The following is a 26,064-nucleotide window of genomic DNA, read 5'->3' as shown; positions in this document are numbered from 1 at the left end:
CGGCGCTCGACCGGCGCTCAGTGCTGCGCCGGCTCGTCGTTCAGCGTGCCGAGGAACGCTTCGATATCCTTGATGTCCTGCGCCGTCATTGCCGGCTTGTCGCCCGGCTTGCGGTCGAACGGCGCATCGGTCACGTCGACGTTCGCGCGATATTTCGGCGGGATGTCGTCGTACTCGTCGATCTTGCCGTCCGTGCCGCGCGAATAGAACTTCTGCGGCGAGATGCTGCGCTCGTTGTAGAACGCCATCACCTGGTCGAGCGTATGGAACACGCCGTTGTGGAAGAACACCTGGCGCGTCGCCGCGTTGCGCAACGTCGGCGTCAGGAACATCCCGCAATACTGCGTCTGGTCCTTCAGGTCGTCGCGGAACGGCCCGCACACGCCGAGATCGTAGAACGCCGGGTTGCGGTTCTGCGCGAGCGCCTTGTTGCGCGGCGCACCGAGCGCCTCATACTGGTAGTCGGTAAACATCGGCGGCAAGCCGTCCTTGCCGGGTTTCGACAGGTGGCAGCCCGCGCAATTCGCCTTGTCCGGATCGTTGAACAGGCGCAGCCCGCGCAGTTCCGCCTGGGTGAGACGCGCGCGCCCTTCGAGCCAGCGGTCGTACTTGCTGTCGTACGGGTGGAACGACGGATCCTCGACCTGGTAGCGCGCGATCGCGAACATCGCTTCCGATACCGCGAGCTGCGGGCTGTCGAACACGCGTGCGCCGAACAGTTTCTCGAACTGCGTGCGGTGCGACGACTGCGCGAGCTTGTGCGCCACGTCATCGATGCTCGCGTTCGCCATCTCGACCGGATTCAGCAGCGGGCCGAACGCCTGCTGCTGCAGCGTATCGGCGCGGCCGTCCCAGAACATCCCGCCCTGCGGCACGAGCTGCGGCGCGGCCGACGTGCCGGCCACCTTCTGCGCCTTGACGACGCCGGCCGCCGACGCGGCCTGCTGCGCGACGCTCGGCGCGGCATCGTTTTCGCCGGCATCGGGGCCGATGCTGAAGTTCGGCTGGCGGTACAGGTACATCAGCGACGGCGGCGGGCGATAGCCCTGCTGCGTCATCGCGAGGCCGCCCGGCTGCACGTCGAGCGCATTCGGCGGGCCGTACGCATGATCGGGGCTGTGGCACGACGCGCACGACTGCTTGCCCGACGCGGACAGCGACGGATCGTGGAACAGCGCGCGTCCGAGCTGCGCGACCGCCGACAGCGGTTGCGCGGCCGGCCGCTGCAGCACGACCGGATGCGGATTCGCGCCCGTCCAGTCGGCGACCACCGTGCCGATCGCCGCCGGCACCTGCGCGGGAAACGCGATCGCGAACGCGCCATAGCCGAGCACGGCCGCACCGAGCACGAACGCCGCGCGGCGCAGCAGGCGGGAAGGGGCGCGCGGCGCGGGGGCGCCGGAGGTGTCGGGAGACGAAAACGCGGGGCGAGCTGTCATGCTGTCGGTCGAAAATCGTGCGCCGCACGAAGCGGTGCGTTGAAATGGAAACGGCCGGCGCGTGAGGCGCCGGCCATGCGGGTCATGCCGTGACGGTCAGATCGCCGGTGCGGCGCTCAGGACAGTGCCGAGCGTCGGGTCGAGGTACAGCGGCGTCGTGTTCGGCTTCGACGTGAAATCGAACAGGCTGCGCAGGTCGCCCGCCGTTGCATCGAACGAGCCGCCGCCGATGCGCTGGCCGCCGAGCCAGTTGTCCTCGATGAAGCGCACGACGGACGCCTGGTCGAGCATCGTGTGGTCGACGTAGTTCTGCTTCGCGTACGGCGAGATCACGACGAGCGGAATGCGCACGCCCGGGCCGCAGCGGCCGTTCACGGTCGCGCCGTTCACGCCGGTGGTGCCGCCCGTGCCGCACTTGCCGCTGCCGTTGACCTGGTCGACCGCGTCCGACGATGCGTGCGTCGGCGCCGTGTACACGTGGTCGTACCAGCCGTCCGAGTCGTCATAGGTGACGATCACGGCCGTGTTCTGCCAGTCCGGCTGCTGCTGCAGGAAGTTGACGACCTTCGTCACGAACGCCTGCTCGTCGAGCGGATCCGAATAGCCCGCGTGCCCGTCCTGCGCGGCCGGCGCCTTCAGGTAGCTGACCGACGGGAAGTTGCCGGCCTTCACGGCCGCGAAGAAGTCGTCCGTGTCGTACTGGTGGTTCGCGGGTTCGGCGGTCTTGCCGTCGGCCTGGAAGCTCGAACCGATCGCCGCGACCGAGCTGGGGCGCGTGTGCTGCGGGTTCGCGGTCGATGCGTAGTACTGGAACCAGTTGTGGTGCGGAATGTAGTCGGCCGTCGCGGCGTTCACCGCGGTGGCGACCGTGCTGCGCGCGCAGCCGGTCGTGCCGTTGCCGTTCGTCGTCGACAGGTTGAAGCCGCCCATGAAGCCGCCCCACGTGATCTTCGCGCCGTTCAGCAGGTCGCCGATGTTCTTGCCGGTCATCATCGCCTGGTCGGTCGTGCTCGAGCACACGTCGAAGCCCGGGTCGACGTCGTTGATCATCGTGAAGCCGCCCTGGCCGTCGTTGATGTAGTACGAGGTCGCGGCGAGCGTCGACGGCTGCTTCGACGTCTTGACGATCTGCATCCCGTTGGTCTGGCCCGACACGACGTTCAGCGCGCCAGGCGTCGACGGGCCGTAGACCGTCGTGAACGTGTTGTCGCTCATCGCGAAGCGCTGCGCATAGTTCCACAGTGCCGTCACGGTGTTGCCGTCGAAGTAGCCCATCACCTGGCCCTTCGTGCCGAACGCGCCGGCGCCGCCGGACGAGCCCTTGCCGGTGTATTTCGGGAACAGGTCGGCCAGACCGTTGTCCTCGGCCAGCTGTTCGGCCGTGTACGCGTGGTTCTGGTCGGCGGTCGCGGCCTGCGTGCGGTCGAGGCGGAACGGGTTCGCCGCGTCGGTGCCGTTGGCCGTGTTCGTGAAGTTCGGGTTCGCGGTGAGCAGCGTGCCCGTCAGCCCGTTCGGCGTCGGCGTGCCGGACTTCGCGTTGAATGCCGGTTCGCCCGACGGGTTCGTCGCGTTCGGGTAGGTGCCGAAGTAGTGGTCGAACGAGATGTTTTCGCCATAGATTACGACGACGTGCTTGATCGGCGTGGCGGTCTGCAGCGCGTCCTGCGACGACACGGCGGGCGTCGACGTGGGGTCGTCGCTGCCGCCGCAGGCGAACAGCGCCAGCGCTGCGGCCGCGCAGGCAGTGACGAGCAAGGCTTGACGGAACATCGGGAAACTCCAGGTAAGGTCAGCGATGGTGGTGAGCGGCCCCGTCGCCGTATCGGTTCGGCGCGGAGCTCGTGAGGGAGCACGCGCATTGGAACAGTCGCATATGAAGATATGGGGACGGAGTGTTTTCGCGACGGTTGCGCTGCGGTATCGATTTCATTACGGCGTGGCGCGAGGCGAAAGAAAATGGAAAGCGGCGGGCCGTGTGCCACCTCGGCGTCACATTCGGCGGCGAGCGGGCGGCTGCCGCGGGAGCCATGCAGGGCGGGCGAAAGGGCGTGGCCAGCCAGTTCGGCCACGCAACGCTGGGCGGCGCTTTTTTGACAATCCGGTGACGCATTCATACGATGAGCGCCTGTCGCGCCCGTCGCGTGATTCCCGATCGCCAGGGAGGTTTCAGCGTGCCGATCCCCGTTCTGTTCGCCGTTCTGTGCGCGGCGTTCCTGCATGCGTCATGGAATGCGCTGGTGCGCAGCAGCGGCGACCGGTTGCGCTCGGCCACGGTGTTGCAGATCGCGATCGGGGTGTTCGCGCTGCTGTTCCTGCCTGTCGCCGCACCGATCACGCCGGCGAGCTGGCTCTGCGTGGTCGCGTCGGCCGTGATCCACGTCGTCTATACGCTGCTGCTCGTGCGCGCCTACGAGCATGGCGACCTGAGCGTCGCGTATCCGGTTGCGCGCGGTACCGCGCCGCTGCTCGTCACGCTCGGCGCGGCGGCGTTCGCGGGCGAACACCTGAACGCCGGCGCGCAGGGCGGGCTCGTGCTGATCTGCGCGGGCATCCTGGCGATCGGGCTGGAGCGCGGGCGCGACGCGACGCACCGGATGGGACAGGTGCTGCCGACGGCGTTCGCGACCGGCGTGTCGATTGCGGCGTACAGCGTGGTCGACGGGATCGGCGTGCGCGAGAGCGGCAACACGGTCGGCTATACCGCGTGGATGTTCGTGTCGACGGGCGTGATGATGGCCGCGTACTACCGGCTGCGCGCGGGGCCGCTGCGGCTCGCGCAGGAGGGCGGCGAGACGGCGAAGGCCGCCTGCGGCGGCGTGTTCGCGGCGCTCGCGTACGGCATCGTGATCTGGGCGATGGATCGCGCGCCGATGGGCCCGGTGTCGGCACTGCGGGAAACGAGCGTGGTGTTTGCGGCGCTGATTGCGCGCGTGTATCTCGGCGAACGGCTGACGCCGCGCCGGGCGGCCGGATGCGCGGTGATCGCCGCGGGGGCGTTGCTGATCAGTGTGTTTGAAGCGGTGCGGTGAACGCGTCGACCCGATGTGCCGGGCGCGCCGCGTGCTGCGTCAGCTTTCCACCGGCATCGCACTCGTGCACTTGATCTCGTCGAGGCACACGCTGGAATGCACGCCGCTCACGCCGGGAATCCGCATCAGCGTTTCGAGCAGGAACCGCGACAGCCCCTTCAAATCGTGCGCGACGACCTTCAGCACGTAGTCGATGTCGCCCGTCACCGAGAAACATTCCTGGATCTGCGCGAGATCGGACACCAGTTTCTGGAACTTCGACAGGTCGCGGATATGCCCGCGCTCCATCGTCACGTGCACGAAGGCCGTGACGCCGAAGCCGAGCGTGTCGGGGCAAAGACGGGTTTCATAGCGGCGGATCGCGCCGATCTCCTCCAGCCGCCGGTGGCGCCGCAATGTCTGCGCGGGAGACAGGCCGACGGCCTTCGCGAGGTCGAGGTTCGACGCACGGCCGTTCTCCTGCAGGATCGAAAGCAAATGTCGGTCGATACGATCGAGAACCGGTTCAGGCATTTTGTTTCCTTATTTGTCTCCTGAGCGCAATCTTATCTCATAATGTAGGGTTTGCATGAACCGGTTACGCAACCCGATTTCGTCGTCGCAACGCTAAACTGACCCCGGATTTTCGTGTGCGGCCGCAGCAATGCGGCGCGGGCGACAAGTCGGCAGTCGGTCTGGCGCCTGTTCACGCCGACGCGAATCGGGCGCCGCCACACGAAGATTGCAGTCCCCCAACCCGGTGGCCCCACGAACGGCTGCCGGCACAGCAAAAACAGCGCCCGGCACACCGAGGCGCGCCGCACCGCTTCCGGCGGAGGCGGGCAGAATGGAGAAGACATGGTTTCTGGAAACGAGAGCGACGGCCTGAAGCGCGGGCTGAAGAACCGGCACATCCAGCTGATTGCGCTCGGCGGCGCGCTCGGCACGGGGCTGTTCCTCGGCATCGCGCAGACGATCAAGATGGCGGGCCCGTCCGTGCTGCTCGGCTACGCGGTAGCCGGCATCGTCGCGTTCTTCATCATGCGCCAGCTCGGCGAGATGGTCGTCGACGAGCCCGTCGCAGGGTCGTTCAGCTACTTCGCGAACAAATACGTCGGCCACTTCACCGGCTTCCTGTCCGGCTGGAACTACTGGGTGCTGTACATCCTCGTCAGCATGGCCGAGTTGTCGGCCGTCGGGATCTACGTGCAGTACTGGTGGCCGGGCGTGCCGACCTGGGTGTCGGCGCTGGTGTTCTTCGTCGCGATCAACCTGCTCAACCTGGCAAGCGTGAAGTCGTACGGCGAGACGGAATTCTGGTTCTCGATCATCAAGGTCGCCGCGATCGTCGGGATGATCGGCTTCGGCGGCTGGCTGCTCGCGAGCGGCCATGCGGGGCCTGAAGCAAGTGTCGCGAACCTGTGGCAGCACGGCGGCTTCTTCCCGAACGGCGTGTCGGGGCTCGTGATGTCGATGGCCGCGATCATGTTCTCGTTCGGCGGGCTCGAGCTGATCGGCATCACCGCGGCCGAGGCCGACGATCCGAAGCGCAGCATTCCGCGTGCGACCAACCAGGTCATCTACCGCATCCTGATTTTCTACATCGGCGCGCTGGCCGTGCTGCTGTCGCTGTATCCGTGGGAAAAGGTCGTCACCGGCGGCAGCCCGTTCGTGCTGATCTTCCATGCGCTGAGCAGCAACGTGGTGGCCAACGTGCTGAACGTCGTCGTGCTGACGGCCGCGCTGTCGGTCTACAACAGCGGCGTGTACAGCAACAGCCGGATGCTGTTCGGCCTCGCGCAGCAGGGCAATGCGCCGAAGGTGCTGTGCTCGGTGAACAAGCGCGGCATTCCGCTCGCGGCGCTCGGCGCGTCGGCGCTCGCGACCGGCGTGTGCGTGCTGGTCAACTACTTCATGCCGGGCAAGGCGTTCGAGGTGCTGATGGGCCTCGTCGTGTCGGCGCTGATCATCAACTGGGCGATGATCACGGTGATCCACCTGAAGTTCCGCCAGGCCAAGCGTGCAGCCGGGGAGGAGACTTCCTTCCGCAGTCTGGGCTATCCTTTCACGAATTACCTGTGCCTGGCATTCATGGCCGGCATTCTCGTCGTGATGTACCTGACGCCGGATCTCCGCCTGTCGGTGTACCTGATCCCGGTTTGGCTCGCGGTGCTCGCGGTCGGGTATCGCTTCCGTCAGAAGAATGCAGGCTATGCGGTGCATGACGGCGTGTCCGCACGCTGACGCAGGCCACGACCGATCATTCTTCCAAACGAGACCGACTCAAGCCATGTTCGAACATATCGACGCGTATCCGGGCGATCCGATCCTGACGCTGAACGAAAACTTCCAGAAAGATCCGCGCGACCAGAAGGTCAACCTGAGCATCGGGATCTATTTCGACGCCGAAGGCCGGATTCCGGTGATGGGCGCCGTGCGCGAAGCCGAAACCGCGCTGCAGCGCGAGAGCGGCCCGAAGCCGTACCTCCCGATGGTCGGCCTGGCCGCGTACCGCGACGCGGTGCAAGCGCTCGTGTTCGGCGCCGATCACCCGGCCCGCGCGGCCGGCCGTATCGCCACGGTGCAGACGCTCGGCGGCTCGGGCGCGCTGAAGGTCGGCGCCGATTTCCTGAAGCGCTATTTCCCGGATGCGCAGGTGTGGCTGAGCGACCCGAGCTGGGAAAATCACCGCTTCATCTTCGAGCGCGCCGGCTTCACGGTGAACACGTATCCGTACTACGACGAAGCGACGGGCGGCCTGAAGTTCGACGCGATGCTCGCGGCGATCGACGCGCTGCCGGCGCGCAGCATCGTGCTGCTGCATGCGTGCTGCCACAACCCGACCGGCGTCGACCTCGACGAAGGCCAGTGGGAGAAGCTGATCGACGTGATCGAGGCGCGCGGGCTGCTGCCGTTCGTCGACATGGCATACCAGGGCTTCGGCGCGGGCCTCGACGCGGACGCGTTTGCAGTGCGCGAGCTGGCCCGCCGCGGCGTGCCGACGCTCGTCGCGAACTCGTTCTCGAAGAACTTCTCGCTGTACGGCGAGCGCGTGGGCGGCCTGAGCGTCGTCTGCGAGGATGCGGCCGCGGCCGACCGCGTGCTCGGCCAGCTGGCCGGCGCCGTGCGCTCGAACTACAGCAACCCGCAGACCTACGGCGCGAAGGTCGTCGCGGCCGTGCTCGGCACGCCGGCGCTGCGCAAGCAGTGGGAAGAGGAACTGTCGGCGATGTGCCGCCGCATCGCGCGGATGCGCCAGTCGATTCATGACGGCCTGCGCGACCACGTCAGCGGCGAGGCGCTCACGCGCTACGTGAAGCAGCGCGGGATGTTCACGTACACGGGCCTGACCGAATCGCAGGTCGACGCGCTGCGCGAAGTGCACGGCGTGTACATCCTGCGATCGGGCCGGATGTGCGTGGCGGGCCTGAACGATTCGAACGTCGGCATCGTCGCCGATGCGATCGGCAAGGTGCTGAAGAGCGGCGTCTGAGCGCGGTGCGCCCCGGCGCGCAACGAACGATGCTGGAGGAACCGGCTGCTTCCCGTCGCGGGAGCAGCCGGTTTTTTCTTGCGCGGCGGCAACGTGCGCCGGCCGACGGAGGCACACGCGCTCGCGCTTGCGGCGGTACGATCACGGCATCCGACGCAACACGAAAGGAGCGACATGGGCATCCGGATCATCCAGCTCGGCACGCCTCGCGCGGCCGGCGAGGGCCTGCGGATCGGCACGGTGCGGCGCCCGCCGCGTGGCGTTCCCAAGGCGGAATTCGCGTCGCGCAACTACTATGATGTATGGTTGCCGACGCTGTCGCCGAGCGCCGAACTCGTTGCCCAGGCACAGGCCGCCGAAACCGACGCCGAATGGAAGGCGTTCAAGCGCCACTTCCGCGCGGAGATGGCGCATGGCGATCCGGCGAAGGTGCTGGACCTGCTGGCGGCGCTGTCGGCCACCACGGCGTTCTCGATCGGCTGCTATTGCGACGACGAGCGCCATTGCCACCGCAGCGTGCTGCGCGAGCTGCTCGCGGAGCGCGGCGCGGCGATCGAGCCCGACGCGGGCTGAGGCCGCGTCGCGTTGCTGCACCGCGATCGTGCAGTGCAGCGAACCGCTTGACGTGGGTCAAGCGCGCGGCCGCGCACGCCACTATGCTCTCGTCATGGAGCCATCACGACGATGACAGGCCGACAGATGCACATTACTTTTCCGCCCGAGCCGCCCGAATATTGCGCGCGCGACCTGGTCGTCGCGTTTTCGGCGCTGGTCGACGGGCGCTTCGTACAGTGCGCGGTCACGGCCGAGGCGCTGGAAGACCATTTCGGCGCGCGGTCGCTGCTCGAACGCGACCTGCTGGCCGCATTCGACGGGCACCGGTCGGCGATCGAGGCGATGGCACGGCGGATGCTCGAGGAAATCGGCGGCCGGCCGGTGCTGCTTCACAGCGGTCACTTCCGGCTCGAAGACTGATACCGCAGGAGGGCGCATGACACTGCAGGGCAACATTCACGAACGCGACTGGTCGGTCGAAGTCGAGACGCGCCCGTGCGAATCGGGCGAGTTCCGCTGCCGCGTGTCCGTCGAGCACGGCGCCGGCGCCGCGCGGTTTCATCATACGTTCGAGCACAGCCATGCGTATCCGACCGAGCGCGAGGCCATGATCGAAGGGCTGCGGGCCGGCATGACATGGATCGAGATGAAGTCGTCGCAGGTTTTCAACGTATGAACGGCCCGCGCCGGCGAAGGCGCGGGAGGATGGCCGGCCGGGCAGCGATCGAAGCATCGCGCCACGCCACGGGAAACGCGTGCCGCCGCATCGTGATGCGGGCGGCACAAGCAAGGCGGTCGACGAGCAGGCGGCCCCGTCAGGAGACACGACATGGGCGTGGGCATGCAGATCGCCTGCCTGGGATTCACGGGGGCCGCCGCGGTGGAAGCCGAGGCCGGCGCACAGCTGGTGCGCCTCGAACGGTTCCGCGCGCTGATCGACGGCTGCCACCTCGCGATCGAATCGCGCGCGGCGACCGACGGGGCGCGGCTGTACGACGTGCGGCTCGACCTGGTGATGCACGACGCGGCGCTCAGGCCGCTGCCGCCGTGCGTCGGCAATGACGTCGACGATGCGCTGCGCCGCGCCTTCGCACAGGCCGAACAGGCGCTGATCGCATGGCAGGCGGGCGGCGCAACGGTGGCGCTGCGCGGATGATCCGGTGTCGCGCGTCAGACCCGCGCGAGCGCTTGCGCGTCGATGATGCGCACGCGCTTGCCGCGCGTTTCGACCAGCGCTTCGCGATGGAATCGCGAGAACATCCGGCTGACGGTTTCGAGCTTCATCCCGAGATAGCAGCCGATCTCCTCGCGCGTCATCCGCAGGTTGAACTCGGTCGCCGAATAACCGCGCGCCTCGAACCGCGACGACAGGTTCAGCAGGAAATGCGCGACGCGCTGTTCGGCCGACATCGTGCCGAGCAACAGCATCTGGCTCGATTCGCGGACGATCTCGCTGCTCAGCATCTGGTAGAGGAAGTGCTGCATCGGCTTCATCTCGCGGCACGCCGCTTCGAGCGCGCCGAACGGGATGATGCACACGACGCTGTCTTCCAGCGCGATCGCGTCGCAGCAATGCTGCCCGCCGCCGATGCCGTCCATGCCGAGCGTTTCACCGGCAATCTGGAAACCCGTCACGTGCTCGCGGCCGTCGCGATGCATCATCACCGTCTTGAACGAACCCGCACGCACCGCATAGATGCTCTGGAACGGATCGTCGATGCGGAACAGCGCGTCGCCCTGGCGAACCTGCCGGGTCGTGCAGATGATCGCGTCGAGGCGGCCGTATTCGGCGGCCGTCAGGTGCGGCGGCAGGCACATCGAGCGCATCGCGCAGGCCGAGCAGCGGGCGGCCGGATGTTTGGCGGCGTCGGCGCGCGCGACCGTGCGCAGCGGAATCGTGGGCCGGGGTACGACGGAGACGTCGGCGGCGCAGGCGGTGGCTGTGGACATAAGTCACTCCGGCTCGTCAGGGGCGGTGCACGCGAGCGTGCACCAGGGATTCGATGACACGGCATGCGGCGTCGAATTCGACGGTCTTGTCGAAGAAGTAGTCGGCTCCCGCCGTCGCGCATGCCTCTCTGAATGCCGGTGCCGAGTGATTCGTCAGCACGATCGTGACGATGCGCGGTGCGACCTTCGACAGCATCCCGATCAGGTCGAGGCCGCTGCCGTCCGCGAGCCGCACGTCGACGATCACGACCTCCGCCCGGCTGCTGCAGATGTGCGTCCACGCGTCCTGGCCGTCTTCCGCTTCGCCCACGACGGCGACGCCGCGGATCGCGCCGACGAGCAGCGCAATGCGCTGCCGGACGGCGACGGCGTGATCGACGAGAAACACCCTGAGCGCGGCGGGTGACAGGCTGGCATTCATGCCGGCAGTATCGTGTTGCGCCGCCGAAATTGAAATCGGCCGAATTGGAAGTTGGTGTAGGCCGCTTCGACGCGTTGTAGGGCGTTTCCTACAACGCGTACGGGAAACCGCCGGGGCGGTTTCGGCAGTGCGAGGCCGCGTACGCGGCTGAAGGGCGCCGGTGCCCGGTCAGCCGGCCGTGCGCGTCGCGAGGGCATCGCGCGCCGTGCGGCACGCGGCCAGATCCCACGCGGCACAGCCGACACTCTTGAACAGCAGCGGGCCGCCGCGCGTGAAGGTGCCGTTCAGCACGTCGGCGAGCGACGCGACGTGCTGCCAGTCGACCCGCGCGACGATCAGGTCGCCGGCTTCGTGGCGCGCGCCGGCCGGATCGTCGACGACGAGCCGGCTGCCGTGCACCGTGTTCGCGTCGATCTCGGCGGCATCCGCGGTGAACGCACCGACGCCGACCACCAGCCGGCCTTCGCGCGCGGCTTCCCGGTAGACGGGCGTGCGGCTCGTCGTCAGCGTGACGACGACGTCGATCGCATCGGGAATCGCGTCGCCGTCGAGCGGCACGAGCCGCGGCGCCTGCGCGCGGTGGGCCGCGCAGAACGCGGCCGCGCTGCCGGCGCTCGTGCCGCGCACGTGGAGGCGCGCTTCCGGAAAGATCGCCGCGAGCGCTTCCGCGTGATTGGCCGCCTGCTTGCCGGTGCCGATCAGCAGGATGTCGTGCGGCGCGGCGCCGTGCAGCGCCTGGATCCCGAGCGCGGTGACGGCTGCCGTGCGGCGGCCGGTGACCGTCGGGCCGTCGAGCGAGAAGCGCATCTCGCCCGTGTTCGCGTCGTACGCGGTCACCTGGCCGAGGATCGTCGGCAGGCCGCGTGCGCCGTTGCCGGGGCATACGTTCACGAGCTTGTGGCTCGCGAGGTCGCGCGCGCTCGACGGCATCGACAGCATCACACCGCCGGCCTGCAGCGGTACGACCAGGCGCTCGGGGCTGACGATCTCGCCCGCCGCATACTCGGCGACGGCTTGCCTGAGCGTGGCGAGCAGCGCCGGGTAGGCGAGCAGCGCGGCCGTGTCGGCCGCATCGAAAACGGGAATCGGGGAAAGGGCAGTCATCGTGTACGTCGCAGGCGTCGGTGAGCGTGAACGACGGGCGCATGCCGCGCCCGCCAGGGGTTGCCGGAAACCGTGACACAGGGCAGTGTGGATCGAATCTATACCACCTGCTGGCGCACCTGCAACCCAGAAAATAAAGCGAACGGCTGATTTTGGTTCTAATATCTGTCCAGAAGGACCGCGGTGGCGCGTTGCCCGTGCCGCTCCGGTATAGTGCGAACCCATTCCAGATCCACGCCCGCGAACGGGCAGGAGCCATACGATGATGTCCGCGCGTCCCGAATCACTCGAAGGCGGTTTCAGGCCGCTGCAGATCTACGAGCAGGTGGCCGAGAAGATCCGCGACGAAATCCGCGCCGGCCGCTATGCAGCCGAGTCGCGGCTGCCGTCCGAGCGCGAACTCGCGGGGCTGTTCCAGGTCGGCCGGCCGGCCGTGCGCGAAGCGCTGGGCGCGCTGCAGAACGAAGGGCTCGTGTTCACGAAGCGCAATTCGGGCACCTATGTGGTCGCGGCGCCGCTCGACGTGCTCGCGCAGCGCGGCGACACGCGCACGGCGTCGGAGGCCGACTTCAGCCCGACGTCGACGCTCGACGTGCGGCTGATCCTGGAGCCCGCGATCGCGCGTCTCGCGGCTGCCCATGGCCGCGCCGATCCCGGTGCCGAGCGCTATCTCGCGCAGATGGAAACCATCACCGACGTCGACGATCCGCACCAGCGCGCGCTCTGGAACGAGAGCGACCGGCTGTTCCACCGGCAGCTCGCGCTGATGACGGGCGACGCGCTGATGGTGAAGATCGCCGACGAAGTCGCGAAGACGATGGACCAGCCGCTGTGGAAGCGCCTGAAGGACGACGGCATCTACGACGCGGGCCGGATCCGGCTCTACGTGTCCGAGCACCGGCTGATCTACGAGGCGATCGTGTCGGGCGACGCCGAGGCGGCCGCGTTCTATGTCGAGCAGCACATCCGCCGTGTACGGCGGGACATCGCGCCGAAGTAGGCGCGCCGCCGCGCGAATTCGTTCTGGTCTTAAATATGACCAAAATCCCGAAATTATTTTGAAATTGCTTGCGATGTGACCACGCGTGTCCTACATTGGTTTCACACAAAACCAATCAGGAGACACCATGCGACACCTCGTTACCGCGCTCTCGGTGGCCGTTGCCGCCGGCGCGCTGACTTCCGCGCACGCGCAGGAAGTCGTGATGATCGGCCATTCGGCGCCGTTGACGGGCCCGCAGGCCGCGAACGGCAAGGACAATGAAAACGGCGCGCGGCTCGCCGTCGACGAACTCAACAAGGCCGGCATCAAGGTCGCCGGCAAGGCCGTCACGTTCAAATTGGTTTCCGAAGACGACCAGGCCGATCCGAAGGCCGGCGTGCAGGTCGCGCAGAACCTCGTCGACAAGGGTGTCGTCGCGGTGCTCGGGCCGTACAACTCGGGTGTCGCGATCCCCGCGTCGCGCGTGTACTCCACTGCGGGCGTGCCGATCCTGCCGGTCGCGTCGAACCCGGCGCTGACGAAGCAGGGCTTCAAGAACATCTTCCGGATCGGCGCGAGCGACGAGCAGCTCGGCGGCACGATGGCCACGTTTGCGGCCAGGACGCTGAATGCGAAGACGGCCGCCGTGATCGACGATCGCACCGCGTATGGGCAAGGCGTCGCCGAGCAGTTCATGAACGTCGCGAAGGCGAACGGGATCAAGATCGTCGACCAGGAATACACGAACTCGTCGGCCACCGACTTCCTCGGCATTCTCACCAAGATCAAGGCCGGCAACCCCGACGTGATCTTCCTCGGCGGCTACGCGGCGCAGGGCGCGCCGATGGCCAAGCAGATGAAGCAGCGCGGGCTGCGCGCGAAGCTGCTCGGCGGCGACGGCATCTGCTCGGCCGACATGGGCAAGGTCGCGGGCGACGCCGCGTCGATCGTCTACTGCGCGCAGGGCGGCGTCGCGCTCGAGAAGACGGCGGCCGGCCGCGAATTCCTGAAGAAGTACCACGACACGTATCACACCGATACGCAGGTCTACGGCGTCAACTACTACGACGGGATGAAGCTGCTCGCCGACGCGATGGTCAAGGCCGGCACGACCACCGACAAGGCGAAGCTGATCGCGCAGCTCGCGAAGTCGAACTATACGGGTGTCGCCGGCACCTATTCGTTCGACGCAAACGGCGACCTGAAGGGTGCGCCGACCACCGTCTACGTGATCCGCAACGGCCTGCCGGAGCCGTATTCGAAGTAAGTGCGCCACTGCCTGTCACCGGACGGCGGCCGGCCCGCCGTCCTTCGTTTCAACGCATCCGATTCGACATGAAAATTTCCCGATCCCTTTCCACCGTCGAAGTCCATACGGGCGGCGAAGCGTTCCGCATCGTCACGAGCGGGCTGCCGCGGCTGCCCGGCGACACGATCGTCCAGCGCCGCGCGTGGCTCAAGGAGAATGCCGACGAGATCCGCCGTGCACTGATGTTCGAACCGCGCGGCCATGCCGACATGTATGGCGGCTACCTGACCGAGCCGGTCTCGCCGAATGCCGATTTCGGCGTGATCTTCGTGCACAACGAAGGCTACAGCGACCATTGCGGCCACGGCGTGATCGCGCTGTCGACGGCCGCGGTCGAACTCGGCTGGGTGCAGCGCACGGTGCCGGAAACGCGGGTCGGCATCGACGCGCCGTGCGGCTTCATCGAGGCGTTCGTGAAGTGGGACGGCGAGCATGCGGGGCCGGTGCGCTTCGTCAACGTGCCGTCGTTCATCTGGCAGCGCGACGTGTCGGTCGAGACGCCGTCGTTCGGCACCGTGACCGGCGACATCGCCTATGGCGGCGCATTCTATTTCTACGTCGACGGCGCGCCGTTCGACCTGCCGGTGCGCGAGCCGGCCGTCGAGCAACTGATTCGATTCGGCGCGGAAGTGAAGGCCGCCGCGAACGCGAAGTACCCGGTCGTGCATCCGGAGATCCCGGAGATCAACCACATCTACGGCACGATCATCGCGAACGCGCCGCGCCATCCGGGCTCGACGCAGGCGAACTGCTGCGTGTTCGCGGATCGCGAGGTCGACCGCTCGCCCACGGGCTCCGGCACCGGCGGCCGCGTCGCGCAGTTGTACCTGCGCGGGCAGCTCGCGGCCGGCGACACGCTCGTCAACGAATCGATCGTCGGCACGGTCTTCAAGGGGCGCGTGCTCCGCGAAACGTCGGTCGGCGACATCCCGGCCGTGATCCCGGAAGTGGAGGGCAGCGCACATATCTGCGGGTTCGCCAACTGGATCGTCGACGAGCGCGATCCGCTCACTTACGGATTCCTCGTGCGCTGAACAGCGGCGCCGATCGGCCGCCGTCGCGCGGTTTTCCGGTTGCAGTACCAGGTTTGGCGCGTCGTTCCCGTTGCGGGGCACGCGCCTTTTTTGCGTGCGAAACGCCGGCCAGGGCGCGCGGTGCATGCGCGTGCAGCGCCGCTGCCGGCCGGCGCACCGCACGAGTTTGGTACGATGCACCCTTTTCAGCCGAGCTCCACCCGCGTGAATCGCCGAAACGTGTCGTCAGTGCGTGCTTTCTGTGCCAGATGGGTCGCGCGCGCCCAACCCGTCGCGGCTGCCGCCGCCGCACGGGTCAAGCCTCTCGCCGCCGCCGCGTGGCACCATGTCCGCCACCCGACGCGCCGTGGCGTGCTGCTTGCGGGCGCGGCCGTGCCGGCGCTGTTCGTGGTGTACGTGGTCGTGCTGATTCCGTTCACGCCGGGCATCGGCGACATCCGCAAGGCGCGCGTCGACCAGCCCGCGCAGGTGCTGTCCGCCGACGGCAAGCTGCTGGCCGAATTCAAGCCGTCGAACCGCGAGTGGGTGTCGCTCAAGCAGATCTCGCCGCACATGGTCGACGCACTGATCGCGACCGAGGATCACCGCTTCTACGAGCATCATGGCCTCGACTGGAAGCGCACGGCGTCGGCCGCGCTCCATACGTTCTCGGGCAGCCGCCAGGGCGGCTCGACGATCACGCAGCAGCTCGCACGCAACCTGTATCCGGACGAGATCGGCCGCGCACCGACGCTCACGCGCAAGGTCAAGGAGGCGATCACCGCGCTGAAGATCGAGGCGGTCTACAGCAAGGACCAGATCCTCGAGACCTACCTGAACACGGTGCCGTTCCTGTACAACGCGTACGGCGTCGAGATGGCCGCGCGGACCTATTTCGACAAGTCGGCCGACGAGCTCGACGTGCCCGACAGCGCGACGCTCGTCGGGATGCTGAAGGGCAACAGCTACTACAACCCGGTGCTGAACCCCGAGCGCGCGCTGCAGCGCCGCAACACGGTGCTCGGCCAGATGGTGAAGTACGGCAAGCTGTCGCCCGCGCAGTTCGCGCAGTTGCAGCGCCGGCCGCTGCGCATCGACTTCGAGCGCCAGAAAGAGCCGCCGGGGCCGGCGCCGCACTTCGCGCAGCAGTTGCGCAAATGGCTGATCGCGTGGGCCGATCGCAATGACTACAACATCTATTCGGACGGGCTGATCGTGCGCACGACGATCGACTCGCGGCTGCAGCAGATGGCGACGCAGGCGCTCACGCTGCAGGGCAATCAGTTGCAGGGCATCGCGAACAACGCGTGGAGCGGCCGCGAGGGCTGCGGCACCGACAACGAGGTGTTCCGCACCTTCATGCGCGAGTCGCCCGAGTACAAGGCCGCGCAGGACGCCGGCAAGGACGACGCGGCCGCGATGAAGCTGCTCGCGGCCGACCGCGGCTTCATGCGCGCGCTGTGCAAGGCGAAGACCGACGTGCAGGCCGGCTTCCTCGCGATCGATCCGCGCGACGGCGCGATTCGTGCGTGGGTCGGCAGCCGCGATTTCACCAGCGAGCCGTTCGACCACGTCGCGCAGGCGCGGCGCCAGCCGGGTTCGACGTTCAAGCCGTTCGTCTATGGCGTCGCGTTCGCGAGCGGAATGAAGCCGGACGACACGTTCGTCGACCAGCCGGTCGAGATTCCGCTGAAGGGCGGCGAGATCTGGCGGCCGAACGACGACGTGCCGCCTACGGGCAAGCCGATGACGCTGCGCGACGCTGTCGCGCTGTCGCGCAACCGGATCACCGCGCAGGTGATGGAGAAGGTCGGGCCGGCGGCCGTCGCGCGGCTCGCGCGCGACATGGGCGTGCGTGAAAGCCCGCTCGAACGCGTGCCGTCGCTCGCGCTCGGCACGAGCCCCGTCACGCTGAAGGAGATGGTCGCGTCGTACGCGACGATCGCGAACGGCGGGCTGTACGTCGAGCCGCAGATGGTCACGCGCATCGAGACCCGCCAGGGCAAGGTGCTCGCCGAATACGCGTCGGCGCCGCCCGAGCGTGCGCTCGACGCCGAATCCGACAAGACGCTGCTCGACGTGATGCGCGACGTCGTGACGCGCGGCACCGGCGGCAGCATCCGCACGCGCTTCGGGATCCGCGGCGACGTGGCCGGCAAGACGGGCACGACGCAGGACAACGCGGACGGCTGGTTCATCCTGATGCAGCCGGGCCTCGTCGCCGGCGCGTGGGTCGGTTTCGACGACGGCCGCGTGACGCTGCGCAGCGATTACTGGGGGCAGGGCGCGCACAGCGCGCTGCCGATCGTCGGCGACTTCTTCCAGCGCGCGCAATGCGCCCGGATCGTCGACACGAAGGCGAAATTCGATACCGAGCCCTCGCCCGGCTGGTTCGCCTCGCTGCGCGAGCGCGCGACGGACCTGTTCGACACGTGGTTCCCGCCCGAGTCGAAGAAGGCGCCGGCGTCCGTCAGGACGCAGCGTATCGAGCGTCCGCCCGAGGTCGACGAAGGCGCGGCGTCGGCCGCATCGGCCGCGTCGGCGCCTGAAGCCGCGTCCGGCGGCATCGTCGAGGAATGGGTGCCGGCGTCCGAAGTGGCCGCCTCGGCCGCCGCGTTGTCGGCGGGCGCCTCGCAACCGCAGCCCGCGCAACCGCCGGCGAGCGCCGGCACGACGAGCGGCAGCGGCGCGGGCATCGAGACAGCGCCTCCCGCCGTGCCGGCCCAGCCGTCCGCGCCGCCTGCTCCCGACGCGAGCGGCGCGTCACAGTAACGAAGCCGTTCAGATTTCGCGCGATGCTGCCGTAATCAAGTTGTCACGACAGCTCGCGCGGTCGTTCCGCGCCTCTCCGATGCGGCTTCCCACCGACTATGTCGCGCTCGTGCGCGACGATCTCTCCGCCGGCGTTCCGCTGGGCTTCGATCTCTACGACGCCGACGGCGCCGCGCTGCTGCCGGCCGGCACGACATTGCGCGACGCCGCGCAGCATGCATTCCTGTTCGACCATTTCCGGCCCGTGCGCCGGCGCGATGACGCCGAAGCCGATCCGCGCGAGCAGGGCGCGGCGGCGCCGGCCACGCGCATGGGGCTGTCGGCGGGCGCCCCGATCGGCATTCGCCGCCGGGTCGGCACGACCCGCGCATTGCAGCGCTGCCGGCTGATCGGCGTCGCTGCGTCGGGTGCGCTGTTCGTCGAGCCGCAGCCGGCGGCCGTGCTCGAATTCGCGCGCGGCGACGACATCGAGGCGGTGGCGATCGGCCGGGCCGCGGTGTCGCGCTTCGGCGCGACGGTCGAGGCCGTGCAGGCATCGGGCGCCGCGCCGTTCATGATCCTGTCGCCGCCCGGTTTCGTCGACCGGCTGCGCACACGCGCGGAGCCGCGTGTGCCGGTGCGGATAGCCGCCTGCTGTGCGGGCGGCGCGGACCACGCGGAAGGCATCGGGATGGTGCGCGACATCAGCCTGAGCGGGCTGTCGATTGCCGTCGACCGGACGATCGCCGCCGCCGGCGAGTCGCTGCGCGTACTGCTCCCGTACGCGGCGGGCGACCGCGTCGAGCTGCTGGCGCTCGACGGCACGGTACGCGCGGTGCACGCGGACCCGGTGATGCCGGCGCTGACGCTGCATCACGCGGCGTTCGTCGAAACTGCCGATGGCGACCTGGTCCGCCTGAAGGCGCTGCTGTTCGACCGGCTGATGGCGTCGGCGGATAGCGATCGCCCGCGCTGACGCGCGGCGGGCGCGTGCCGCGTACCGTATCGCGGTATTCGGTGCGCGAACGTCGATAATCGTCTGATGATTCGGCTTATTTCCGCGAGATTGTACGGTTTCCGTCAACACTGAATTTGCGATTTAAGTATTTACCCTGATAGTCGCGCCTCCTAGACTTCTACTCATGCGCAACGACCCCGAGTCCGAAGCGCCTGACAAAACAATCCTGGAGGTAACGCATCATGAAATCGCTGATCAAGGCAGTTGCACTGGCCGCCCTGGTGGCCGCACCGGTCGTCTCGTTTGCACAATCGAACCAGCAACCGCTGACGCGCGCACAAGTGCGCGCCGAACTGGTCCAGCTCGAAAAGGCGGGCTACAACCCGAACGACTGGATCAACTACCCGGAAAACATCCAGGCCGCCCAGGCCAAGATCGCCGCCGCGCAAAACACCGGCGCACAAGCCGACGCAACGGGCTACGGTACGAATGCCGCCGCCACGTCGCAGTCGGGCCAGCGCACGGTCGTGCCGGCCGCCGCCGATCGCTCGTCGGTGTACTTCGGCCACTAAGCCGGCAGGCACCCGCGAGGGTGTCCGGCTCGCCGCTTCCCCTGAACCCGCACACGGTAGCCGCCGTGTGCGGGTTTTGCATTTCCGCGCCCGATCGGCATCACGGTCCGGCATCCGCGTCGGCCGCGTATCGAATAAATGCCTCACGCAATGCCGGCGATCGTCATCAGCGCGGCGCCGCAAGGCGCCGGCTGACAAGCGTCCGCGCGTGCGCTAGCATCGCGGACGGTGTTGCCGCGCGCCGAGGCGCGGCAGGGCAACCGGCCCGCACCGGGTTCCACATTTCAACGAACAACAAGGAGCATCCATGCGTGTCTTGACCGGTCTGTTGTGCTCGCTGGCGCTGCTGGCAAACGTCGCCCATGCGCAGGCGAATTGCGCGGACGCGACGGATCAGGCGGCGATGACGGCATGCGCCGATCGCGCGTACAAGAAATCCGACGGGGAGCTGAACCGTACATACCAGGCCGTCACCGGGCGCCTGCGCGATGCGCGGCCGCTGGCCGACAAACTCGTGAATGCGCAACGCGCGTGGATTGCCTACCGCGATGCCGAGTGCGGTTTCTCCAGCGCGAACGCGGAGGGCGGCAGCGCGTATCCGATGGTCGTGTCGACCTGTCTCGACGATCTGACGAAAGTGCGCACCGAAACGCTGAAGGGCTATCTGTCCTGCGAGGAAGGCGATCTCGCGTGCCCGGTGCCCGGCAAGTAAGCCCCGCGCACCAGTCGCCGGCCGCGCGTCGCGCGGCCGGCCACGCTCGCCTTTTGCGGCTAGACGTCGTCCGTTACACGTCGTCCGTTTCGTCGAGCAGCTTGTGTCGCATCGCGTACCGCACCAGCGCCGCTTCGTGCGGCATCTGCATCTTTTCGAGGATCCGCGTCTTGTAGGTGCTGACGGTCTTTGCGCTCACGCACAGCGCGTTCGCGATCTCGGTCAGTGTCTGGCCGGCCGCGATCCGCCGGAACACGTCGAATTCGCGATCGGACAGCCGCTGGTGCGGCAGCGTCTCGGCCGGCTCGTTCAGGCTCTGCGCGAACTGCTCGGCCATCGCGAGGCTCACGTAGACGCCGCCCGACGCCACCTTCGTGACCGCACCGACCAGTTCGGCGCTCGCGCTTTCCTTCGTCAGATAGCCGGACGCGCCCGCACGGAATGCACGCACCGCGTATTGCTGTTCCGCGTGCATCGTCAGCACGAGCACGCGCAACGCGGGCTTCTCGTCCTTGATCTGCTTGATCAGTTCGACGCCGTTGCGGCCCGGCATCGACAGGTCGAGCACGAGCACCTGCGCGGAGGTCGAGCGCACGAGCGCGATCGTCGACGGGCCGTCGCAGGCTTCGCCGGCCACCTCGAATCCGGTGGCGTTCTGGAGAATGTGCCGCAGACCGTCGCGTACGAGCGTATGGTCGTCGGCGATGAGCACCTTGATCATGTGATGAGCGTTTCCTGTTGGACGGTACTGAGCGGAAAGGCGACGGTGATCGAGAAGCCGCGCGCGAGCGCGGTGTCGATCGTCACGGTGCCGCCCAGCATGTGTGCGCGTTCGCGAATGCCGATCAGGCCGAACGATTTGTCCTCGTGGGCCGCAGCGCCGGGCGCCGCGCCGCGGCCGTTGTCCGCGACGCGCAGCACGCAGAAGCCTTCCTCGATGTCGAGCCGCAGCGCGACGCGCGTCGCATCCGCATGGCGTGCGACGTTCGTCAGCGCTTCCTGGACGATGCGGAACAGCGTGGTCGCGCCCGCGCTGGTGAAGGTGAGGCCGCCCGTTTCGATGTGACGCTCGACATCGATCCCGTAGCGGTTCGTGAAATCGTTCGCGAGCCATTCGATCGCCGGCACGAGGCCGAGATCGTCGAGCATCACGGGGCGCAGGTCGGCCGCGATGCGCCGCACCGACGCGACCGTCGCGTCGATCAGCCGCCGCATGCCCTGCAGGTGCGTCTGCACGTCCTCGTCGGGTTGCGTGCGGCCGGGCACGCGCAACTGCTGCTCGACGACCGAGAGGTCCATCTTCAGCGCGGTGAGCTGCTGGCCGAGGTCGTCGTGCAGCTCGCGCGCGATCCGCGTCTTTTCTTCTTCGCGCACGTTCTGCAGGTTCGCCGACAGTTCGCGCAATTCCTCGCGCGACTGCTTCAGCGCGTTCTCGGCGCGCTGCCGCTCGGTGATGTCGCGCAGCATCACGGTGTAGAGCTTGCCCGACGCGTCGCGGATCTGCGAGATCGACGCCTCGATCGGGAATTCCTCGCCGTTGGCGCGCAGCCCGAACAGCACGCGCTGACGGCCCATCTGCCGCTCGGACACGCCCGTCACGCCGAACTGATCGACGTGCTTCGCGTGCGCGGCGCGGAATCGCTCGGGGATGAAGCGCGACAGCGGCGCGCCGATCGCCTCCATCGCGGACACGCCGAACACCTGCTCGGCCATCGGATTGAAGATCACGACCGTCTGCTTCTCGTCGATCGTGATGATCGCTTCCATCGACGAACGGATGATGCCCATCATCCGTGCCTCGTTGAGCATGCCGCGGGTGCTCGCGCCGGCATCGGCGCGGCCGCGCAGCAACGCATGGACGAGCGCCGCGAACGCGAACGACGCGATCAGCCCCGCGGCGAGTACGGTGCCGGCCGCGCGCTGTGCGCCGGTCGCGCTCGGGCGGCCGTCGGCAGAGTAGCGGAGCGTCAGCGCGGTGCCGCCGAAATTCAGCACGTCGGTGCGCCGCATCAGGTCGGGCGACGCCGACGCTTCATCGGTCGTCGATTCGACACTCACGATCGCGCGCGGATCGCCGCCGGCCGTCATCCACAGGTCGATGCCGCGTTCCGCGTCGAGCGCGCGCTCGACCAGGCGCCGCGGGCTCAGCGCCGCGAACAGCATGCCGTCGACGCCGGCCTCACGCGTGCCGGACGGCGTGACGGCCGCATGCGGAGACGTGGTCACGGGCAGGAACAGCGTCAGCGTGCGGGCGTCGCGGGAAGTATCGTCGTCGGCCGGGTGGACGCCGAGCGCGATGTCGCCGCTCTGCAGCGCGCGCGCGAGCGGCGCGGCGTCGGACGCGCCGAAGCGGACGACCGGCGAATTCGACGCGGGCGCGCTGAGCGTCGCGGCCGCGAGCGGACCGGCCGGCGACGGCTTCGCGCCGGCGAGGGCACTGCGGGCGGCGGGCGACAGCGGCGCATAGCCGATCTGCCGGACCGGCGAGCGGGCGCTGTCGAGATCGAGCGTCTCCGCATAGCGGCGCCATTGCTCGGGCGTCATGCCCGGGACGAGACCGAACGCGCCGCGTGCACCTTCGAGCACGGCGACGCCGGACTGCAGCTCGTGGCGCAGCATCGCGGTCACGTGCGTGGTGCGGCGTTCGAAGCGCGTATGGACGGCGCCTTGCCACTGCTCGCGCACCAGCAGCGCGACGCCGAGCGACAGCACGGCGCCGGCGCACAGCGCGACGACGCCAGCCGCGAGCGGCTGGCGTAACATGGTCTGGAGGCGCGTGAGCCCTCGGGCGTCACGCGTTGGGGTTCCACCGGCGGTCATTCAATGATCATTACTGTCGTTCGGGCGGCCCTGGCACTCGGGCCGCGCGGCAAAACCGGGGAAAACTCGCACCGGCTGCGTGCAACGTCTGTTTTCAAGATGAAATTGTGCGCGTTTTACATGTTTTTTGTAATAGGGTCAGCTGAAATTGCGGCGAACGGCGTGAAGCAGCGGGCACGCCGGCCGCGCTTGACGCGCGTCAAGAGGCGCGTCGGCACGTGGGGCAGACTGTTCGGCAGGCAAGCCGGCACCGGGCCGGCTTGCGATAACGGGCCGCCGTGGCGCGATGCGCGACGCGTGCCCGGTCGGAGGGACGGACCATGTACAAGCGGATTTTCGTCGGGCTCGACGGCAGCCCGAGCGCGCGTCTCGCGCTGAACGAGGCGATCCGGATCGCGGCGGCGTCGGGCGGTGAGGTCACCTGCGCGTATGTCGTCGAGCACCGGCCGCAACTCGTCGACGTCGATGCGGGCTTCGCGGCCGAGCGCGACCGCGATGCGGCCGCGACCGATGCCGTGACGCCGGTGCTCGACGACGCGAAAGCGGTGCTCGCGCAGCAGCACGTGACGGGCACCGTGCGTGCGCTCGATGCGTACGGCGAGGATGTCGCCACCGTGCTGATGCGCACGGCGGCCGAAGCCGACGCGGACCTGATCGTGATGGGCACGAGCGGCCGGCACGGCCTGCGCCGGCTGCTGCTCGGCAGCGTCGCGGAATCGCTGCTGCGCGCGGCAGACCGACCCGTGCTGCTGGTTCGCCACAACGAGCCGGGGGCGACCGCGGCCGCGTAGCGAATGCGTCGCGGCGCAGCGGCATGCGCCGCCGCGAGCAGCACGCAGCAGCGCCCATCCGCCGGCTGTCTGCCCGATGCAACGCGCGACGCGCTGACCGGCGCATCGCGTGAAAGCGCGCCTGCCGCCGCAAGCGCGGCGAGCCGGAAGCGGGCGCTCGAGACGCACCCGCATGCGCGCGATTGCGCGCGCACGGTTGCATTCCGACACGCAGTTCTGGCAGCATCGACCGGTGTCCGCGTGTTCGCCGCGCGCATGGCCGCGGCGATCGACGCAGGAGCATCCGGCTGGAACCGGTCGCACGGGTGATGAACCTGGCCGGCTGCCGGATGCCGGTTTTCTACCTTACCGACGTCATCCGCCATGCCGATCTCCGCCCCCGACCTGATTCGCCAGTTCGACCTGCAGCCGCATCCCGAAGGCGGCTATTTCCGCGAAACCTACCGCGCGACCGATTCGGTGGTGCGTCCGGCCGACGGTGCGCCACGCGCCGCGTCGACCGCGATCTACTACCTGCTGTGCGATGGCGCGTATTCGTCGTGGCACCGGATCCGTTCCGACGAAGTCTGGCATTTCTATGCGGGCGACCCGATCGAAGTGTGGGTGCTCGACGAGCACGACGGGCTGACGATCCATCGGCTCGGCAACCCGCTCACGCATCCGGGCACGGTGTTCCAGGCGGTCGTGCCGGCCGGGAGCTGGTTCGGCGCGCGCTGCGCGTCGCCCGAGCATGTCGCGCTCGTCGGCTGCACGGTGGCGCCGGGCTTCGAGTTCGCGGAATTCGAGCTGGCCGATGCGGCCGCGCTGGCTGCCGCGTTTCCCGACTACGCGGAACACGTCGCGCGGCTCGCGCAGCGCTCCGACGTGTGACGGTCACGGTCGCGTCACGCCGCGCGCAAAGCCCGTGCCGATCTCCCGTGTTCCGCGCGGTCGAGGCCAAACCCGTTTAGAATGCGCAGGATGCACCGGTCGGTCGCGGACGTGCCGCGGCGGCCGTTGCGCCGCCGTACCGACGGCCCTGTCGCGCGGCCCGCATGTCTTCCAGGAGCGCCGCCGTGTGGCACTTTCCCATCGCTATCCCATCGTCGCTCGGCCCGTGGGCCGTGTTCGCGAGCGTGTTGATCACGCAGCTCGGCGTGCCGGTGCCGGCCGTGCCGATGCTGATCCTCGGCGGCACGATGGCGGCAATGGGGCAGGCGTCATGGGTCAGCATGTTCGCGGCGGCGATCGGCGCGACGATGCTCGCCGATTCGCTGTGGTTCTTCATGGGCCGCACGCGCGGCCGGCGCCTGCTGAACGGCCTCGTGCGCTTCTCGCTGTCGCTCGACACGACGCTGCGCTTCGCCCGTAACGTATTCGAAAGATACGGCGCGCCGCTGCTCGTGTTGTCCAAGTTCCTGCCGGGCCTCGGCCTCGTGTCGGCGCCGCTGCTCGGCACGACCGCGATCGGCGTCGGCGTGTTCCTGTTCTGGGACCTGGCCGGCGCGTCGCTGTGGGCCGCGTTCTGGCTGATCGGCGGTGCGGCCATTCACGACCAGATCGTCCAGTTCGTGCTGTGGGTGCGCGCGAGCGGCGGCACGATCCTCGACGCGTTCCTCGCGATCTTCATCACGTTCCTGCTGTACCGCTGGGTGCGCCGCGTGCAGTTCCGCCGCTATCTCGCGCAGGTGCGCATTTCGCCGCCGCAGCTCGTCGAGATGATGACGTCGGACGAGCCGCCGCTGATCTTCGATGCGCGGCCGAAAGCGATCCGCGAGCGCGAGCCGTACCGGATCGCCGGCGCGGTGCCGGTCGATCTCGATTCGCCGGACCTGCTCGACCCGGAAATGCTGAAACGGCCGATCGTCGTTTACTGCGTGTGCCCGAACGAAGCCACGGCCAAGCGCCTGATCGCGAAGATGCAGCGCAAGAAGATGATCCACAACATCCGCGCGCTGAAGGGCGGGCTCGATGCGTGGGAAAAGCACGGTTATCCGGTCGAGCCGATGCCGGCCGATCTGGATTCGTCGCGGTATTTCGTGCGTCCCGAACACGGGGCGCTCGAAGGCGAATATACGGTGCGGGCGACGTTGTCGAAGTAAATGCGCGCGCGACACCGCGCGCATTCGAAATCCGTTTCCAGTTTCACGCTTGGCGATTTCCACGAAAATCGGCTGGCGTGAAGTCTCCGATCCTCCCTATAATCC

General features: G+C 68.2%; 25 protein-coding genes. 17 read left to right on the top strand and 8 right to left on the bottom strand.

The features are described 5' to 3' along the window. Nucleotides 1–17: 17 nt before the first annotated feature. Both U5798_RS14410 and U5798_RS14405 read right to left on the bottom strand, forming a co-directional pair. Entirely contained in the window at nt 18–1,439 is a 1,422-nt protein-coding gene (locus U5798_RS14410) for a cytochrome-c peroxidase (protein WP_322082427.1), read from the bottom strand. Between the two features lie 96 nt (nt 1,440–1,535). After that, the gene (locus tag U5798_RS14405; RefSeq protein WP_124447699.1) at nt 1,536–3,209 is read right to left on the bottom strand and encodes a phospholipase C; all 1,674 of its coding nucleotides are present in this window, start codon (nt 3,207–3,209) and stop codon (nt 1,536–1,538) included. A 401-nt stretch (nt 3,210–3,610) separates the two neighbouring features. On the opposite strand from U5798_RS14405, the gene U5798_RS14400 reads away from it, so the two are divergent. Beyond that, nucleotides 3,611–4,468, top strand: coding sequence for an EamA family transporter (locus tag U5798_RS14400; protein WP_322082426.1), 858 nt, complete (start codon nt 3,611–3,613; stop codon nt 4,466–4,468). 39 nt (nt 4,469–4,507) lie between these two features. On the opposite strand, the gene U5798_RS14395 is transcribed toward U5798_RS14400, so the two are convergent. Beyond that, the gene (locus U5798_RS14395) at nt 4,508–4,981 is read right to left on the bottom strand and encodes an Lrp/AsnC family transcriptional regulator (RefSeq protein WP_174379575.1); all 474 of its coding nucleotides are present in this window, start codon (nt 4,979–4,981) and stop codon (nt 4,508–4,510) included. Between the two features lie 324 nt (nt 4,982–5,305). Here U5798_RS14395 and U5798_RS14390 point away from each other — a divergent pair, with 324 nt between their 5' ends. From U5798_RS14390 to U5798_RS14365, 6 genes are all read left to right on the top strand, one after another. Further along, nucleotides 5,306–6,691, top strand: coding sequence for an amino acid permease (locus U5798_RS14390; RefSeq protein ID WP_124447693.1), 1,386 nt, complete (start codon nt 5,306–5,308; stop codon nt 6,689–6,691). A gap of 46 nt (nt 6,692–6,737) precedes the next feature. Further along, entirely contained in the window at nt 6,738–7,940 is a 1,203-nt protein-coding gene (locus U5798_RS14385) for an amino acid aminotransferase (RefSeq protein WP_124447691.1), read from the top strand. A gap of 174 nt (nt 7,941–8,114) precedes the next feature. Then, nucleotides 8,115–8,513, top strand: coding sequence for a DUF488 domain-containing protein (locus tag U5798_RS14380; RefSeq protein ID WP_124447689.1), 399 nt, complete (start codon nt 8,115–8,117; stop codon nt 8,511–8,513). A gap of 111 nt (nt 8,514–8,624) precedes the next feature. Beyond that, nucleotides 8,625–8,915, top strand: a complete 291-nt coding sequence (locus U5798_RS14375; RefSeq protein WP_124447687.1) for a DUF1488 domain-containing protein — start codon at nt 8,625–8,627, stop codon at nt 8,913–8,915. Nucleotides 8,916–8,931: 16 nt separating this feature from the next. Next, the gene (locus U5798_RS14370; protein ID WP_124447685.1) at nt 8,932–9,171 is read left to right on the top strand and encodes a UDP-glucose 4-epimerase; all 240 of its coding nucleotides are present in this window, start codon (nt 8,932–8,934) and stop codon (nt 9,169–9,171) included. 153 nt (nt 9,172–9,324) lie between these two features. After that, nucleotides 9,325–9,651 (top strand): metal ABC transporter ATPase, encoded by a 327-nt coding sequence (locus U5798_RS14365; protein WP_124447683.1) that lies wholly within the window; start codon nt 9,325–9,327, stop codon nt 9,649–9,651. Between the two features lie 14 nt (nt 9,652–9,665). On the opposite strand, the gene U5798_RS14360 is transcribed toward U5798_RS14365, so the two are convergent. From U5798_RS14360 to lhpI, 3 genes are all read right to left on the bottom strand, one after another. Beyond that, complete coding sequence (locus tag U5798_RS14360) at nt 9,666–10,445, bottom strand: helix-turn-helix domain-containing protein (protein ID WP_124447681.1); 780 nt, start codon at nt 10,443–10,445, stop codon at nt 9,666–9,668. Nucleotides 10,446–10,461: 16 nt separating this feature from the next. Next, the gene (locus tag U5798_RS14355) at nt 10,462–10,866 is read right to left on the bottom strand and encodes a response regulator transcription factor (protein WP_124447679.1); all 405 of its coding nucleotides are present in this window, start codon (nt 10,864–10,866) and stop codon (nt 10,462–10,464) included. A gap of 168 nt (nt 10,867–11,034) precedes the next feature. Next, nucleotides 11,035–11,970: a bifunctional Delta(1)-pyrroline-2-carboxylate/Delta(1)-piperideine-2-carboxylate reductase gene (gene lhpI / locus U5798_RS14350; RefSeq protein ID WP_322082425.1), complete on the bottom strand. Its 936-nt coding sequence runs from the start codon at nt 11,968–11,970 to the stop codon at nt 11,035–11,037. Between the two features lie 262 nt (nt 11,971–12,232). Here lhpI and U5798_RS14345 point away from each other — a divergent pair, with 262 nt between their 5' ends. From U5798_RS14345 to U5798_RS14315, 7 genes are all read left to right on the top strand, one after another. After that, nucleotides 12,233–12,970 carry a FadR/GntR family transcriptional regulator gene (locus U5798_RS14345; protein WP_322082424.1) on the top strand — a complete coding sequence of 246 codons (738 nt, stop codon included), beginning with the start codon at nt 12,233–12,235 and terminating at the stop codon, nt 12,968–12,970. 127 nt (nt 12,971–13,097) lie between these two features. Continuing rightward, on the top strand, nt 13,098–14,219 hold the full coding sequence (locus tag U5798_RS14340; protein ID WP_322082423.1) for a branched-chain amino acid ABC transporter substrate-binding protein: 1,122 nt from the start codon (nt 13,098–13,100) through the stop codon (nt 14,217–14,219). Between the two features lie 68 nt (nt 14,220–14,287). Continuing rightward, nucleotides 14,288–15,295, top strand: coding sequence for a trans-3-hydroxy-L-proline dehydratase (gene lhpH / locus U5798_RS14335; protein WP_124447671.1), 1,008 nt, complete (start codon nt 14,288–14,290; stop codon nt 15,293–15,295). Between the two features lie 174 nt (nt 15,296–15,469). Continuing rightward, nucleotides 15,470–18,046, top strand: coding sequence for a penicillin-binding protein 1A (locus U5798_RS14330; RefSeq protein WP_322082422.1), 2,577 nt, complete (start codon nt 15,470–15,472; stop codon nt 18,044–18,046). Nucleotides 18,047–18,125: 79 nt separating this feature from the next. After that, the gene (locus U5798_RS14325; protein WP_322082421.1) at nt 18,126–19,001 is read left to right on the top strand and encodes a PilZ domain-containing protein; all 876 of its coding nucleotides are present in this window, start codon (nt 18,126–18,128) and stop codon (nt 18,999–19,001) included. A 224-nt stretch (nt 19,002–19,225) separates the two neighbouring features. Next, the gene (locus U5798_RS14320) at nt 19,226–19,555 is read left to right on the top strand and encodes a DUF4148 domain-containing protein (RefSeq protein ID WP_322082420.1); all 330 of its coding nucleotides are present in this window, start codon (nt 19,226–19,228) and stop codon (nt 19,553–19,555) included. 307 nt (nt 19,556–19,862) lie between these two features. Beyond that, complete coding sequence (locus U5798_RS14315; protein ID WP_124447663.1) at nt 19,863–20,267, top strand: lysozyme inhibitor LprI family protein; 405 nt, start codon at nt 19,863–19,865, stop codon at nt 20,265–20,267. A 73-nt stretch (nt 20,268–20,340) separates the two neighbouring features. Here U5798_RS14315 and U5798_RS14310 read toward each other — a convergent pair whose 3' ends face one another. Together U5798_RS14310 and U5798_RS14305 are read right to left on the bottom strand one after the other, a co-directional pair. Next, nucleotides 20,341–20,988, bottom strand: coding sequence for a response regulator transcription factor (locus U5798_RS14310; RefSeq protein ID WP_124447661.1), 648 nt, complete (start codon nt 20,986–20,988; stop codon nt 20,341–20,343). Continuing rightward, the gene (locus U5798_RS14305; protein WP_322082419.1) at nt 20,985–23,087 is read right to left on the bottom strand and encodes a PAS domain S-box protein; all 2,103 of its coding nucleotides are present in this window, start codon (nt 23,085–23,087) and stop codon (nt 20,985–20,987) included. The genes U5798_RS14310 and U5798_RS14305 overlap by 4 nt, the downstream gene beginning before the upstream one ends. A 320-nt stretch (nt 23,088–23,407) precedes the next feature. Here U5798_RS14305 and U5798_RS14300 point away from each other — a divergent pair, with 320 nt between their 5' ends. From U5798_RS14300 to U5798_RS14290, 3 genes are all read left to right on the top strand, one after another. After that, nucleotides 23,408–23,878 (top strand): universal stress protein, encoded by a 471-nt coding sequence (locus tag U5798_RS14300; protein ID WP_124447657.1) that lies wholly within the window; start codon nt 23,408–23,410, stop codon nt 23,876–23,878. A 363-nt stretch (nt 23,879–24,241) separates the two neighbouring features. Then, on the top strand, nt 24,242–24,748 hold the full coding sequence (locus U5798_RS14295) for a cupin domain-containing protein (RefSeq protein ID WP_124447655.1): 507 nt from the start codon (nt 24,242–24,244) through the stop codon (nt 24,746–24,748). A 185-nt stretch (nt 24,749–24,933) separates the two neighbouring features. Further along, the gene (locus U5798_RS14290) at nt 24,934–25,959 is read left to right on the top strand and encodes a DedA family protein/thiosulfate sulfurtransferase GlpE (protein WP_322082418.1); all 1,026 of its coding nucleotides are present in this window, start codon (nt 24,934–24,936) and stop codon (nt 25,957–25,959) included. Nucleotides 25,960–26,064: the final 105 nt, after the last annotated feature.

Origin of the sequence: Burkholderia sp. BCC1972 (assembly GCF_905339605.1) — a bacterium.
Classification (GTDB): domain Bacteria; phylum Pseudomonadota; class Gammaproteobacteria; order Burkholderiales; family Burkholderiaceae; genus Burkholderia.
The sequence above is the reverse complement of the archived record's forward strand: the minus strand, read 5'-3'. Positions and strand labels throughout refer to the sequence as shown.

Bases quoted from the DNA above. Each gene is read 5' to 3' on its own strand.
- U5798_RS14305 (WP_322082419.1), bottom strand. From the start codon at position 23,087: ATGACCGCCGGTGGAACCCCAACGCGTGACGCCCGAGGGCTCACGCGC.
- U5798_RS14365 (WP_124447683.1), top strand. From the start codon at position 9,325: ATGGGCGTGGGCATGCAGATCGCCTGCCTGGGATTCACGGGGGCCGCC.
- U5798_RS14360 (WP_124447681.1), bottom strand. From the start codon at position 10,445: ATGTCCACAGCCACCGCCTGCGCCGCCGACGTCTCCGTCGTACCCCGG.
- U5798_RS14405 (WP_124447699.1), bottom strand. From the start codon at position 3,209: ATGTTCCGTCAAGCCTTGCTCGTCACTGCCTGCGCGGCCGCAGCGCTG.
- U5798_RS14345 (WP_322082424.1), top strand. From the start codon at position 12,233: ATGATGTCCGCGCGTCCCGAATCACTCGAAGGCGGTTTCAGGCCGCTG.
- U5798_RS14295 (WP_124447655.1), top strand. From the start codon at position 24,242: ATGCCGATCTCCGCCCCCGACCTGATTCGCCAGTTCGACCTGCAGCCG.
- U5798_RS14375 (WP_124447687.1), top strand. From the start codon at position 8,625: ATGACAGGCCGACAGATGCACATTACTTTTCCGCCCGAGCCGCCCGAA.
- U5798_RS14325 (WP_322082421.1), top strand. From the start codon at position 18,126: ATGCGGCTTCCCACCGACTATGTCGCGCTCGTGCGCGACGATCTCTCC.
- U5798_RS14320 (WP_322082420.1), top strand. From the start codon at position 19,226: ATGAAATCGCTGATCAAGGCAGTTGCACTGGCCGCCCTGGTGGCCGCA.
- U5798_RS14340 (WP_322082423.1), top strand. From the start codon at position 13,098: ATGCGACACCTCGTTACCGCGCTCTCGGTGGCCGTTGCCGCCGGCGCG.
- U5798_RS14370 (WP_124447685.1), top strand. From the start codon at position 8,932: ATGACACTGCAGGGCAACATTCACGAACGCGACTGGTCGGTCGAAGTC.
- lhpI (WP_322082425.1), bottom strand. From the start codon at position 11,970: ATGACTGCCCTTTCCCCGATTCCCGTTTTCGATGCGGCCGACACGGCC.
- U5798_RS14330 (WP_322082422.1), top strand. From the start codon at position 15,470: ATGCACCCTTTTCAGCCGAGCTCCACCCGCGTGAATCGCCGAAACGTG.
- U5798_RS14380 (WP_124447689.1), top strand. From the start codon at position 8,115: ATGGGCATCCGGATCATCCAGCTCGGCACGCCTCGCGCGGCCGGCGAG.
- U5798_RS14355 (WP_124447679.1), bottom strand. From the start codon at position 10,866: ATGAATGCCAGCCTGTCACCCGCCGCGCTCAGGGTGTTTCTCGTCGAT.
- U5798_RS14390 (WP_124447693.1), top strand. From the start codon at position 5,306: ATGGTTTCTGGAAACGAGAGCGACGGCCTGAAGCGCGGGCTGAAGAAC.
- U5798_RS14300 (WP_124447657.1), top strand. From the start codon at position 23,408: ATGTACAAGCGGATTTTCGTCGGGCTCGACGGCAGCCCGAGCGCGCGT.
- U5798_RS14410 (WP_322082427.1), bottom strand. From the start codon at position 1,439: ATGACAGCTCGCCCCGCGTTTTCGTCTCCCGACACCTCCGGCGCCCCC.
- lhpH (WP_124447671.1), top strand. From the start codon at position 14,288: ATGAAAATTTCCCGATCCCTTTCCACCGTCGAAGTCCATACGGGCGGC.
- U5798_RS14385 (WP_124447691.1), top strand. From the start codon at position 6,738: ATGTTCGAACATATCGACGCGTATCCGGGCGATCCGATCCTGACGCTG.
- U5798_RS14315 (WP_124447663.1), top strand. From the start codon at position 19,863: ATGCGTGTCTTGACCGGTCTGTTGTGCTCGCTGGCGCTGCTGGCAAAC.
- U5798_RS14310 (WP_124447661.1), bottom strand. From the start codon at position 20,988: ATGATCAAGGTGCTCATCGCCGACGACCATACGCTCGTACGCGACGGT.
- U5798_RS14395 (WP_174379575.1), bottom strand. From the start codon at position 4,981: ATGCCTGAACCGGTTCTCGATCGTATCGACCGACATTTGCTTTCGATC.